At 70.5% G+C, this 12,395-nt stretch carries 12 protein-coding genes; 5 read left to right on the plus strand and 7 right to left on the minus strand.

The genetic code is table 11. From position 1 onward, the window contains the following. Positions 1 to 44: 44 nt before the first annotated feature. Positions 45 to 1,193: a 4-hydroxyphenylpyruvate dioxygenase gene (hppD, locus tag ABD207_RS31385; RefSeq protein ID WP_344016712.1), complete on the minus strand. Its 1,149-nt coding sequence runs from the start codon at positions 1,191 to 1,193 to the stop codon at positions 45 to 47. Positions 1,194 to 1,318: 125 nt separating this feature from the next. Here hppD and ABD207_RS31390 point away from each other — a divergent pair, with 125 nt between their 5' ends. Genes ABD207_RS31390 through ABD207_RS31410 form a run of 5 tightly spaced genes read left to right on the plus strand, consistent with a single transcriptional unit; the run spans position 1,319 to position 5,586 of the window. Beyond that, positions 1,319 to 1,798 carry an Lrp/AsnC family transcriptional regulator gene (locus ABD207_RS31390; RefSeq protein WP_344001612.1) on the plus strand — a complete coding sequence of 160 codons (480 nt, stop codon included), beginning with the start codon at positions 1,319 to 1,321 and terminating at the stop codon, positions 1,796 to 1,798. Between the two features lie 39 nt (positions 1,799 to 1,837). Further along, positions 1,838 to 2,485 carry an ABC transporter permease gene (locus tag ABD207_RS31395; protein ID WP_344016713.1) on the plus strand — a complete coding sequence of 216 codons (648 nt, stop codon included), beginning with the start codon at positions 1,838 to 1,840 and terminating at the stop codon, positions 2,483 to 2,485. Positions 2,486 to 2,504: 19 nt separating this feature from the next. Then, positions 2,505 to 3,773 (plus strand): betaine/proline/choline family ABC transporter ATP-binding protein, encoded by a 1,269-nt coding sequence (locus ABD207_RS31400; RefSeq protein WP_344016714.1) that lies wholly within the window; start codon positions 2,505 to 2,507, stop codon positions 3,771 to 3,773. Then, a complete protein-coding gene (locus ABD207_RS31405) occupies positions 3,770 to 4,597 on the plus strand; it encodes an ABC transporter permease (RefSeq protein WP_425580881.1) in 828 nt (275 codons plus the stop codon). Before ABD207_RS31400 ends, ABD207_RS31405 begins: the two co-directional genes overlap by 4 nt. Then, positions 4,594 to 5,586: a glycine betaine ABC transporter substrate-binding protein gene (locus ABD207_RS31410; RefSeq protein WP_344016715.1), complete on the plus strand. Its 993-nt coding sequence runs from the start codon at positions 4,594 to 4,596 to the stop codon at positions 5,584 to 5,586. Before ABD207_RS31405 ends, ABD207_RS31410 begins: the two co-directional genes overlap by 4 nt. 33 nt (positions 5,587 to 5,619) lie before the next feature. On the opposite strand, the gene ABD207_RS31415 is transcribed toward ABD207_RS31410, so the two are convergent. From ABD207_RS31415 to ABD207_RS31440, 6 genes are all read right to left on the minus strand, one after another. Further along, positions 5,620 to 6,411 carry a S16 family serine protease gene (locus tag ABD207_RS31415; RefSeq protein ID WP_344016716.1) on the minus strand — a complete coding sequence of 264 codons (792 nt, stop codon included), beginning with the start codon at positions 6,409 to 6,411 and terminating at the stop codon, positions 5,620 to 5,622. Between the two features lie 218 nt (positions 6,412 to 6,629). Further along, positions 6,630 to 7,271, minus strand: a complete 642-nt coding sequence (locus tag ABD207_RS31420; protein ID WP_344007688.1) for an IclR family transcriptional regulator — start codon at positions 7,269 to 7,271, stop codon at positions 6,630 to 6,632. Between the two features lie 272 nt (positions 7,272 to 7,543). After that, positions 7,544 to 9,343 carry a DEAD/DEAH box helicase gene (locus ABD207_RS31425; protein WP_344007687.1) on the minus strand — a complete coding sequence of 600 codons (1,800 nt, stop codon included), beginning with the start codon at positions 9,341 to 9,343 and terminating at the stop codon, positions 7,544 to 7,546. 252 nt (positions 9,344 to 9,595) lie between these two features. Then, complete coding sequence (locus tag ABD207_RS31430; RefSeq protein WP_344016717.1) at positions 9,596 to 11,059, minus strand: MFS transporter; 1,464 nt, start codon at positions 11,057 to 11,059, stop codon at positions 9,596 to 9,598. Positions 11,060 to 11,405: 346 nt separating this feature from the next. Next, positions 11,406 to 11,624 carry a hypothetical protein gene (locus ABD207_RS31435; RefSeq protein ID WP_344016718.1) on the minus strand — a complete coding sequence of 73 codons (219 nt, stop codon included), beginning with the start codon at positions 11,622 to 11,624 and terminating at the stop codon, positions 11,406 to 11,408. 144 nt (positions 11,625 to 11,768) lie between these two features. Further along, positions 11,769 to 12,275, minus strand: coding sequence for an SUKH-4 family immunity protein (locus ABD207_RS31440; protein ID WP_344016719.1), 507 nt, complete (start codon positions 12,273 to 12,275; stop codon positions 11,769 to 11,771). Positions 12,276 to 12,395 lie beyond the last annotated feature (120 nt).

The raw sequence follows: 12,395 nt of genomic DNA on the forward strand, positions 1-12,395 counted from the left end.
CGGCGGACCCGGCCGGTCCGGCCGGTCCGCCCGCGTGCACGGCGTCAGAGGTTGCCGCGCCTGGCCTGCTCGCGCTCGATCGCCTCGAACAGCGCCTTGAAGTTGCCCTTGCCGAAGCCCATCGAGCCGTGCCGCTCGATCAGCTCGAAGAACACGGTCGGACGGTCCTGGACCGGCTTGGTGAAGATCTGCAGCAGGTAGCCGTCCTCGTCGCGGTCGGCGAGGATCTTCAGCTCGCGCAGGGTGTCGATGGGCACCCGGGTCTCGCCGACCCATTCGCCGAGGGTGTCGTAGTAGGAGTCCGGGGTGTCCAGGAACTCCACGCCGGCCGCGCGCATCTGGCGAACGGTCTGCACGATGTCATTGGTGTTCAGCGCGATGTGCTGGACGCCGGCGCCGCCGTAGAACTCCAGGTACTCGTCGATCTGGGACTTCTTCTTGGCGACGGCGGGCTCGTTGATCGGGAACTTGACCTTGAGCGTGCCGTCGGCCACGACCTTCGACATCAGCGCGCTGTACTCGGTGGCGATGTCGTCGCCCACGAACTCCTTCATGTTCGTGAAGCCCATCACCTTGTTGTAGAACTCGACCCACTCGTTCATCCGGCCGAGCTCGACGTTGCCGACGCAGTGGTCGATCGCCTGGAAGAAGCGCTGGGCGGGCGGCTCCACGATCGGCTCGGCGGCGACGAAGCCGGGCAGGTAGGGGCCGTCGTAGCCGCTGCGGTCGACCAGGGTGTGGCGGGTCTCGCCGTAGGTGGCGATCGCGGCGAGGACGACCGTGCCGTGCTCGTCCTTGAGCTCGTAGGGCTCGGCGACCGAGCGGGCGCCGTGCTCGACGGCGTAGGCGTACGCGGCGCGCGCGTCCGGCACCTCGATGGCGAGGTCGATGACGCCGTCGCCGTGCTTGGCCACGTGCTCGGCGAGGAAGGTGCCCCACTCGGTGGAGGGCTTGATCACCGAGGTGAACACGAAGCGGGCGGAGCCGCTCTCCAGGACGTAGCTGGCGGTCTCGCGGCTGCCGTTCTCCGGTCCGGAGTAGGCGACCCGCTTCATGCCGAAGGCGGTCGAGTAGTAGTGCGCCGCCTGCTTGGCGTTGCCCACGGCGAAGACGACCGCGTCCATTCCCTTGACCGGGAAGGGGTCGTCCTGCCGGGCGGTGGTCTCGGGAGTGTGGTGTGTGGTCTGCGTCATAGGGGCAGGGTGGTGCAGCCTCGCAAGGTGCGCAATAGTTCGTGGAATCACTGGGCAATCTGCTCAGCCGAATGCCCGTATCGGCGGGCTTTCTGTACAGGATGACCAGAGCTGGAGGGTGGCGCATGGGGATCGATCGGCTGGACGGGCGGATCATCACGCTGCTGGCGCGCGAGCCGCGGATAGGGGTGCTGGAGATGTCCCGGCGGCTGGGGGTCGCGCGGGGCACGGTGCAGGCCCGGCTGGACCGGCTTCAGTCGAACGGAGTCATCCGCGGATTCGGCCCCCAGGTGGACCCGGCGGCCCTCGGCTACCCGGTCACCGCGTTCGCCACGCTGCAGATCCGGCAGGGTCAAGGAGCCGATGTCCGGGCCCACTTGGCGACCGTGCCGGAGGTGCTGGAGCTGCACACCACCACCGGCACCGGCGACATGCTGTGCCGGCTGGTGGCTCGCTCGAACGCCGATCTTCAACGGGTGATCGACCGCGTCGTCGGTTTTGATGGCATCGTCCGAGCCTCCACGGCGATCGTCATGGAGAACCCCGTCCCGCTGCGGATCATCCCGCTGGTCGAGCAGGCGGCGCTCGGCGACCGAGGCGACTGAACGACCGATCCTTCCTGGCCGAGCTGGGGGTGAGCGCGGGTGAACTTCTGGGACTACCTGGTCAGCCGGCACCAGCAGCTGCTCACCGACGCCTACCAGCACGCCAGCGTGGTCTTCCAGTGCATGGTGGTGGCGACCGCGCTCGGCGTCGTGATCGGGGTGATCACCTACCGCAGCGAGTGGGCGGGCAGCCTGGCCACGACCACCACCGCCACCCTGCTGACCATCCCGTCCCTGGCCATGATCGGTCTGCTGATCCCCGTCGTGGGGCTCGGGGTGCCGCCGACGGTGATCGCGCTGACCCTCTACGGGCTGCTGCCGATCGTGCGGAACTCCATCGTGGGCCTGCGCGGCGTCGACCCGTCGCTGGTGGACGCGGCCACCGGCATCGGCATGTCCCGCGCGGCCCGGCTGATACGGGTGGAGCTGCCGCTGGCCTGGCCGCCGATCCTCACCGGCATCCGGGTCTCCACCCAGATGCTGATGGGCATCGCCGCCATCGCCGCCTTCGCCTCCGGCCCCGGCCTCGGCAACCTGATCTTCCGCGGGATCGCCTCGCTGGGCAGCAAGAACGCCCTCAACCAGGTGCTCGCGGGCACCCTCGGAATCATCGTCCTCGCGCTGCTCTTCGACGCCGCCTATGTGCTGATCGGGCGGCTGACCATCTCGAGGGGGATCCGTGCCTGAGACGTCTCAAGGGGGATCCGTGCCCGAGCCGGCGTCCGGGGAAGCCTCCGTGCCCGAGCACGGCACCTCCGGCGCCACCATCGAGCTGGAGAACCTCACCAAGCGCTACCCGCACAGCGCCCAGCCCGCCGTGGACAACGTCAGCATGGAGATCCGGGCCGGTGAGACGGTCATCCTCGTGGGCCCGTCCGGGTGCGGGAAGTCCACCACCCTGAAGATGATCAACCGGCTGATCGAGCCGACCGGCGGCCGCATCCGCATCGGCGGCCAGGACGTCACCCACATGGACCCGGTGAAGCTGCGCCGCACCATCGGCTACGCCATCCAGGCCAGCGGGCTGTTCCCGCACATGACCGTGGCGCAGAACATCGCGCTGGTGCCGAAGATGCTGCGCTGGCCGGCCGCCCGGGTGCGCGAGCGGGTGGAGGAGATGCTGGACCTGGTCGGCCTCGACCCCGGCGAGTTCCATGGCCGCTACCCCCGGCAGCTGTCCGGCGGCCAGCAGCAGCGCGTCGGCGTGGCGCGGGCGCTGGCCGCGGACCCGCCGGTGCTGCTGATGGACGAGCCGTTCGGCGCGGTCGACCCGATCACCCGCGACCATCTGCAGGACGAGCTGATCCGGCTGCAGCGCGAGCTGCACAAGACGATCGTCTTCGTCACCCACGACTTCGACGAGGCGATCAAGCTCGGCGACCGGATCGCGGTGCTGCGCGAACGCTCGCACATCGCCCAGTTCGACACCCCCGAGGCGATCCTCACCAACCCGGCGGACGACTTCGTCTCGGGCTTCGTCGGCGCCGGCGCCGCGCTGAAGCGGCTCAACCTCACCCGCGTACGGGACGTGGAGATCACCGACTATCCGACGGTCACCCTCGACGACCCGCTGCAGGAGATCTTCAACCGGCTGCGCTCCAGCGGCACCAACGAGATCCTGCTGCTCGACCGGCGGGGCCGCCCCTACAAGTGGCTGCGGCGCGGCGACCTGATGCGGGCCAAGGGCTCGCTGGCCCGCGCGGGCACCCTGGTCACCGACACGGTGACCCGTGACGCGACCCTGCGGGACGCGCTGGAGGCGGTGCTCACCGACAACACCGGGCGGGTGGTGGTCACCGGGCGGCGCGGCGCGTACGAGGGAGTCGTCGACGTGGAGACGCTGATGAACTCCGTGCACGAGCTGCTGGAGGCCGACCGGCTGGAGGCGCTGGAGGCCCAGCACGAGCTGGAGGAGCACCGGCAGGGTCAGACGCACGCCGAGCAGGAGGGCGTGGGAGGGGAGCCGAAGGCGTGAGGACCTCTTCCCGCGAGCCGGGGCTGCCCGTCCCGGAGGAGGACGAACCGTCGGACGCCCCGCCCCCGCGGACCACGGCGCAGGCACCCCGGGTGACCTGGCAGAAGCTGACCTTCCTGCCGGTCGCCCTGATCGTCCTGCTGCTGGTGACCTGGCTGTGGTTCGAGCAGGCCGACCTCGACCAGCTCACCCGCAACGCGCTGTCCGACGGGCGGGTGAGCGAGGCGCTGTGGCAGCACATCGAGCTGACCGCGATCTCCACCTTCTTCGTGCTGATCATCGCGATCCCGCTGGGCATCCTGCTGACCCGGCCGCTGCTGCGCCCGTTCACCCCCGGGGTGATGGTGTTCGCCAACATGGGCCAGGCCACCCCGGCGATCGGTCTGCTGGCGCTGCTGGTGATCTGGCTGGGCATCGGCCGCCGGGCCGCGCTCATCGGCATCATCGCCTACGCCGTGCTGCCGGTGCTGTCCAACACCATCGCGGGCCTGCAGGCCAACGACCCGGCGCTGCTGGAGGCGGCGCGCGGCATCGGCATGTCCCCGCTGGGCGTGCTCACCCGGGTGGAGCTGCCGCTCGCGGTCCCGCTGATCCTCGCCGGGGTGCGCACCGCCCTGGTGCTGAACGTGGGCACGGCGACGCTGGCGACCTTCGGCGGTGGCGGCGGCCTGGGCGTGCTGATCACCACGGGGATCACCAGCCAGCGGATGCCGGTGCTGATGATCGGCTCCATTCTGACTGTGGCGCTGGCGCTCCTTGTGGACTGGCTGGCGTCGCTGGCCGAGCTGCTGATGCGGCCGCGCGGGCTGGAGGCGGGGTCGTGAGGCGCGCCCTGCTCCTGCTGAGCCGCCGCACCCGGCTGCTGCTCGCCGGGGCGGTGCTGCTGGCGGCGGCCTCCGCCTGCGGGCTGACCAGCGGCTCCCCCATGGTCGACGACGTGGAGCCGGGCTCCATCGGGCAGGGCAAGCCGCTTCAGGGCGCGCATCTCACCGTCACCTCCAAGGAGTTCACCGAGCAGCTGATCCTCGGCGCGATCATGGGCATCGCCTTCCAGGCGGCCGGCGCCGAGGTCGTCGACCGCACCGGCATCCAGGGCTCGGTCGGCTCCCGGGAGGCCGTGGTCACGGGCGAGGCGGACGCCGCGTACGAGTACACCGGCACCGCGTGGATCACCTACCAGGGCAACAGCGAGCCCATCCCCGACCCGCGCAAGCAGTGGCTGGCGGTGCGCGACGCCGACCGGAAGAACGGGGTGGCCTGGCTCGAGCCGTCCGAGCTGAACAACACCTACGCCCTCGCCATGAACCAGTCCAACTACGAGAAGTACCGCACCCGCACCCTCTCGGAGGTGGCCGAGCTGTCCAAGAGGGACCCGGGCGCGGTGACGCTGTGCGTGGAGGGCGAGTTCGCCAACCGCGCGGACGGGCTGCCCGGCATGGAGAAGGCGTACGGCATGGACATTCCGACGCGGAACATCACACAGATGGACACCGGGATCATCTACACCCAGACCGCCAAGGGCGCCTGCACCTACGGCGAGGTCTTCACCACCGACGGGCGGATCAAGTCGATGAACCTGGTGGTGATGGACGACGACAAGAAGTTCTTCCCGAACTACAACGCGGCGCCGACGATCCACAGCGAGACGCTGAAGAAGTGGCCGGCCATCGCCCAGGTGCTGGCACCGGTGACGGCGGCGCTGAACAACACGGTGGCGCAGGACCTGAACGCCAAGGTGGATGTGGCGGGTGAGGACCCGCACCAGGTGGCGCTGGACTGGATGATCAAGAAGGGGTTCGTGAAGGAGGGCTAGGCCGCCGCGAGGGCTTCGGGTTGGGCTCAGGGCTCAGCAGCGGGGAACCTTGCCCGTGCCCTTGTCCAGCGCGACCAGCGCGTCGACGGCGCCCTTGAGGGTGGTGACCGGGATCAGCCGCAGGCCCTTGGGCAGCTCGGCCTTCGCGTCGGCGCACTCCGCCCTGGGCACCAGGAAGACGGTGGCGCCGTCCCGGCGGGCGGCCCGCGTCTTGAGCGGCACGCCGCCCACGGCACCGACCTTGCCGCTCGCGTCGATGGTCCCGGTGCCGGCGACGACCCGGCCGCCGGTGAGATCGCCCCCGTCGCCGTCGCCGTCGAGCTTGTCGACGATGCCGAGCGAGAACAGCAGCCCGGCGCTGGGGCCGCCGACGTCGGCCAGCTCCAGCTTGACGTCGATGTCCTTGTCGTCCAGCTTCAGGTAGTTCAGCGCGGCCGCGGTCGCCTCGTCCTGCGACTTCTTCATCTGCGCGCGGTTGTACCGCTGGATCTCCCGCGTGGTGTCCCCGGTCGGGTAGACGGAATCGCGCGGCATCACCGCCTGATCGGTGCGGAACCAGCTGTCGATCACCTCGGGCAGGGTGACGCGGGTGTCCGGGGAGGTCGCCTCGATCGTCGTCATCCGCAGCTGCCCGCTGGTCTTCCGCACGGGCGCGCCGGAGATCGTGATCACCTGCGTCCCCTTGTTCTTGCCGAGCACATCGGCCGTCATACCGGGCTGGGCGACGGAGAAGGGCAGCGGTGCGAACACGGCGGTGGCCAGCAGGGCGACGACGGGGGCACCGCACACGGCGATCGCCCGGGGACGCGAGAGACGAGAGAGCACGCAGTCAATCTAACTTGCGCCCGCCACGTAGCCGCGGGCAGTGGCATGTACCCGCGCCCGCCGCGTAGCTGCGGGCATTCGTGCCGCTGGGGCGATGGGGGTGCCCCCGCGCGAGCGAAGCCGAGCGTGGGGGAGGGTGGGCGCAGCGGCATCCTGCAAGCGCGGGCAAGCGCAACACCCGCCGGCTCAGCCCCACGCCGGGCGGCCACGAACCACCCTCAGCGCAACGCCTCCGCAACCTCCCGCGCCGCTTCCACAACCCGGGGGCCGACCCGCTCCGGCACGACCTCCGCCAGCATCACGACCCCCACACTCCCCTCGACCCCCGTCACCCCCAGCAACGGTGCCGCAGCCCCACAGGCCCCGGCCTCCAGCTCCCCATGCGTCAACGTGTACCCGGGATCCCCGTTCGGCTGCTGCCGCGCCGCGAGTATCGCCTTACCCGCCGCCCCCCGGTCCAGCGGATGCCGGAACCCCGCCCGGTACGCCACGTGATAGTCCGTCCACGACGGCTCCACCACCGCGACCGCCAGCGCCTCCGCCCCGTCCACCAGCGTCAGATGCGCCGTCGCCCCGATGTCCTCCGCCAGCGACCGCAGCGCCGGCATCGCCGCCTCCCGCACCAGCGGATGCACCAGCCGCCCCAGCCGCAGCACCCCCAGCCCCACCCGGGCCCGTCCGCCCAGATCACGACGTACAAGGGCATGCTGCTCCAGCGTGGCGAGCAACCGGTACACAACGGTCCGGTTCACGCCCAGCTTCTGGGAAAGCTCGGTGACGGTCAGCCCATGGTCCGTATCGGCCAGCAGCTTGAGGACACGCAGTCCCCTGTCGAGCGTCTGAGAGGTCTCCGCGGTCACGACGCCCACTCCTTAGTGGTGAGGTCGGCGACCCCCTCGCTGTCGATGCGTCGCCGAGTCCCGGTCGGAGACGCGCTACAGAGGCCGCCGATCGGCCGGCGGCCCGGTCGTTTCCGGGCACAGTCGCTTCACGGCTGCGCTCCGCGGCGACGCTGCCACGGGGCGTGTGCGTAGCGGGACAGTAGCGAGCCTGTTCGGCCAGCGGAAGGCTCCGTCCAGAATCCGGTCATGGAAGTTCAGGATTGAGCGAACTTTGACCGCATAAGTCCCCGTCACCGCATGCGCGTGGCCCACTCCTGCACCTTGGCGATCCGCTGCCTCAGCTGCCCCGCCGTGGCCTCGGCAGCGGGCGGCCCGCCGCACACCCGGCGCAGCTCGGTGTGGATCACCCCGTGCGGCTTTCCGCTCTGGTGGACGTAGGCGCCGACGAGGCTGTTGAGCTTGCGGCGCAGCTCCATCATCTCCTTGTGGGAGACCACCGGCCGCCGCTCTGCGGGCAGTTCGAGCAGGTCGGCCTCCTCGGCGGGCTTCCTGCGGCTGTGCGCGATCTGCCGGGCCTGCCGCTTCTGCAGCAGCAACTGCACCTGGTCGGGCTCCAGAAGGCCCGGAATGCCCAGGTAGTCCTGTTCCTCCTCGCTGCCGGGGTGGGCCTGCATGCCGAACTCGGCCCCGTTGTACATGACCCGGTCGAAGACGGCGTCGGACTGAAGCGCCTCGAACGGCAGCATCTCCTGCTCGCCGGTGTCCTCGTCCTGCTGCTTGTTCGCCTCCTCCATCTCCTTCTCGGACTCGGCGTACGGGTCCTCCTCGCCGTCCTTCTTCGGCTTGTCGAGCACATGGTCGCGCTCGCGCTCCATCTCGTTGGCGAAGGAGAGCAGGTCGGGGATGGTCGGCAGGAACACGGACGCGGTCTCGCCGCGCCGCCGGGACCGTACGAAACGGCCGACGGCCTGGGCGAAGAACAGCGGGGTGGAGATGGTGGTGGCGTAGACGCCGACGGCGAGGCGGGGCACGTCGACGCCCTCGGACACCATGCGGACGGCGACCATCCAGCGGTCGTCGCTCGCGCTGAACTCGTCGATCCGCTTGGACGCGCCGGCGTCGTCGGAGAGCACCAGCGTCGCCTTGTGGCCGGTGATGTCCCGGATGAGCTTGGCGTAGGCGCGGGCCGCCTCCTGGTCGGAGGCGATCACCAGGGCGCCCGCGTCGGGGATGGCCTTGCGGACCTCGGTCAGGCGCTGGTCGGCGGCGCGCAGCACGGCCGGCATCCATTCGCCGCGCGGGTCGAGCGCGGTGCGCCAGGCCTGGCTGACGGCGTCCTTGGTCATCGGCTCGCCGAGGCGGGCCTCGATCTCGTCGCCGGCCTTGGTGCGCCAGCGCATGTTGCCGCTGTAGCTGAGGAAGATGACCGGGCGCACGACGCCGTCCGCGAGGGCGGAGCCGTAGCCGTAGGTGTAGTCGGCGGCGGAGCGCCGGATGCCGTCGTCGCCCTCCTCGTACGTGACGAAGGGGATGGGGTTGGTGTCCGAGCGGAACGGCGTACCGGTCAGCGCGAGCCGCCGGGTGGCCGGCTCGAACGCCTCCAGGCAGGCCTCGCCCCAGGACTTGGTGTCACCGGCGTGGTGGATCTCGTCGAGGATGACCAGGGTCTTGCGCTGCTCGACCCGGTTGCGGTGCAGCATGGGGCGGACGCCGACACCGGCGTAGGTGACGGCGACGCCGTGGTACTCCTTGCTCAGCGGTCCGGCGCTGTACTCGGGGTCCAGGCGGATCCCTATGCGCGCGGCCGCCTCGGCCCACTGCTTCTTCAGATGCTCGGTCGGTGCGACCACCGTCACCTGCTGCACCACGTGGTGGTGCAGCAGCCAGGAGGCCAGCGTCAGGGCGAACGTCGTCTTACCGGCGCCGGGGGTCGCCACGGCCAGGAAGTCACGCGGCTGCTCCTGGATGTACTTGTCCATGGCGGCCTGCTGCCAGGCACGCAGCTTGCTGGCGGTTCCCCAGGGGGCCCGCCCGGGGAAGGCGGGTGACAGGTGGTGCGAGTGCGACGGGGTGCCGGCGGTGGTAGTCACGGTCTCCGTGGGGGTCGAGCGGCTACGTATGACAACCGGGCCACCCTACCGGCGGCCCGCCACCTGCCATACGCGGACGCCACCGCACCCCTCGCGGGTGGGACCGACATCACAGCCGTGCGGGCTCGCCTCTTCTGCCTCTCGCCCTTTGCTCCTTCTTGCTCCCCCTCACTCCCCTTTACTCTCCTTTACTCTCCTTTACTCCCCTTCGCTCACCTCTTACTCCTCTTTACTCCGCTTCGCTCACCTCGCTCACCGGACTCGCAGCCGGGTCGTCACCCACACCCCGACCAGCGCCACCGCGGCCATCGGCAGGAACACGGCGGCGAACGCGGCCGGATGGGAGCCGGTGGTCGCGCCGGCCTGGCCGGCCGCATGACTGACCGCGCCGCCGCCGAGCGCGGCGAAGGCCGCGCCGCCCGCCGCGAGGAGCAGGGTGTTGGACAGTCCGTCGGAGATCTGCAGGGCGGCGGAGTTGGTGCCGGCCTCCTCGGGCGGGGAGAGCTTCAGCAGCAGCACGCTGCTGGAGGAGATCACCAGCCCCATCCCGAAGCAGCCGAACGCCCAGGCGACGGCCACCGTCCAGGCGGGCACGGCCTGGATCAGCACGCTGGGGGCGGCGGCGATACCGGCGGCCACCAGCAGCATCCCGAACGTGGTGAGACGTTCCCGGTACGCCTCGAGCCGGGGCCGTGACTGCACCCACGAGCCCAGCGCCCAGGTGACGCCGCCCGCCGCGAGCGAGAATCCGGCGAGGGTCGGGCTGAGCCCCCGCTGGGTGACCAGCATCAGCGGCACGAAGGACTCGGCAGAGATGAAGGAGCCCGCGGCGAGACCGCGCAGCAGCACCACCGAGGGCAGGCCGCGGGCGGCCCGGTAGGTGCCGCGCGGCAGCAGCCCCAGCGCGGCCGGCACCAGCAGCGCAAGCCCGGCGGCGCCCGGCAGCAGCGAGAACCAGCGCAGGTCCTGCGCCGCGTACTGCAGCAGCCCCGCGCCCACCGAGATCCCCAGCGCCAGCTTGATCCTCCGGCGGTCGAACGAGGCCTGCTCCGCCCCGCCCTCCCCCGGGTCACCACCGACCGGACCGGCGGCCTTCCGCCGTATCTGCGGCAGCGCCAGCCCCAGCGGGAGCAGCACCAGCACCGGGATGCCGAGAAACACCCAGCGCCAGCCGATGTGTTCGGTCACCGCCCCGGAGGCCAGCGGGCCGACGATCGAGGGCACCACCCAGCTCGCCGCGAACGCCGCCATGATCGCCGGACGCAGCCGCTCCGGATACGCCCGCCCGACCACGACATACAACGCGACGATCACCAGCCCGCCGCCCAGCCCCTGCACGGCCCTGCCGGAAATGAACGGCCACATCGACACCGCCGTCCCGGCCAGCAGCAGCCCGGCCGCGAAGGCGGCGATGCCCGCGGTCAGCGGACCGAGCGGCCCGCGCCGGTCCGACCACTGTCCGGAGAGCACCATGCCGAACAGGCTGGTGGTGAAGAACGCGGAGAACGCGAAGGCATACAGCGACACCCCGTCCAGCTCCCGCGCCGCCACGGGCATCGCCGTGCCGACGGCGGTCGCCTCGAAGGCGATCAGCAGGACGACGGACACGATGCCGATGCTGAGCGCCCGGTACGACCGGCTCAGCACGGTGTCCTGGGGCTCCATGGCCAAGGCGTCGGCGGTGACATCGGTGTCACGCGGTTCAAGGGCACTCATGCCCGTCAGGGTAAGGGCCAAGCACCCCGTTGACCCCTGTCCGGAGGTGGTCCCCCTCTCCTCCCTTGGTCCTACTTCCCGAGCCCCTTTCATGAACAGCACATGGCAGTCCCATTGCAGGCACCCTGGTTCCCTTGAGCCCGCCATCACCCGGCTCGTACGGTCGATAGCACCAACCAAGGCCGTGTGCCCGAGTGGCTCAGGGACTCGCCCGCGCAGCATCCATCAGCGAGCTCCGCTCGCGGGGAGTTACGCGGGTCCGATCCCCGCCACGGCTTCTGAACGCCGGGCCAGGCGGAACACAGGGGCGGCACCTTTGAAGGTGCCGCCCCTGTGGCCATCCGTCTCAGTCGGTTGCCGTCTCGGCTCGTCCGGGAGACGGGCCGTCAGAGGCTCGCCGGAGAGCTGTGCCGAAGCAGGCACTGGATGGGCTGCCTGGCGGGCGGCGCTCGTCATGCCAGTTGTCGATGGCGGCGATGCGATCCAGCGCCGCCTGCTCTTCCTCCTCCGTCACGGAGCCGTGCTCCTTCTCCAAACGTTCCGCCAACTCGCGCAGCTGGTGCATGGCGTCCTCATGTGCGGCGGTGATGGTGACGTGGCCAGAGACCCGGCGCTTCCTTTCTCACCCAGCAGGGACTGAATCGCGGCATTCGACAGGAGCGGCACGCCCGAGGTCGTGGCCGGGGTGCGGCGGCGGCAGGGGTCAGAGCTACGCCGGTTCGATGCCGGCCACTGCGCCCGGGGTGGTCCTGCGGTGGAGGAGCCAGAGGGCGAAGGCGAGGGTGGCTACATCGGCGTTGAGGGGGCGGAGGGTGGTGGTCCAGTCGTTCCAGTGCAGGATCTCGCCCGTGGTGCCGTGGACCAGGAGGCTGTTGCCGTCGAGCAGGGAGCCGAGGCGTATGAGGTGGTCGGCGTCGGTGGGGAGGGACGGGGGCTGGAAGTGGTAGCCGTCCGTGTAGTCGCCGGCGTGGGTGTAGTACTCCGTGAGGGTGCGCAGCGGGAGTTCGGTGTCCAGGGCGAAGATGCCGCCGTCCTCGGGCAGGCCCGTCTCGCTCAGGAAGCGGCGGGTCGGCTCGTGGGTGAGCGTGGCGGGGAAGTCGACCTCCTCGAAGCGGTAGACCCCGCCGCGGCCGAACTCCCGCGCCAGGGCGAGCGAGAAGGACGTGCCGGTGCGTGTCGTCAGGGCGGCGATGCCCTTCGTTCCCGTCGTGGTCATGAGTCCCCCGTGGTGCATGTGCCCGGCTGCCGTCACCGGCGTCTCACACATTACGCGCCGCCACTGACATTGATGCTGATACTCAGGTTCCGGTGATCGTGGCCCAGCCACTGACTGACG

This window comes from Streptomyces thermospinosisporus (assembly GCF_039526425.1).
In the GTDB taxonomy this organism is placed as follows: Bacteria; Actinomycetota; Actinomycetes; order Streptomycetales; family Streptomycetaceae; genus Streptomyces; species Streptomyces thermocarboxydovorans.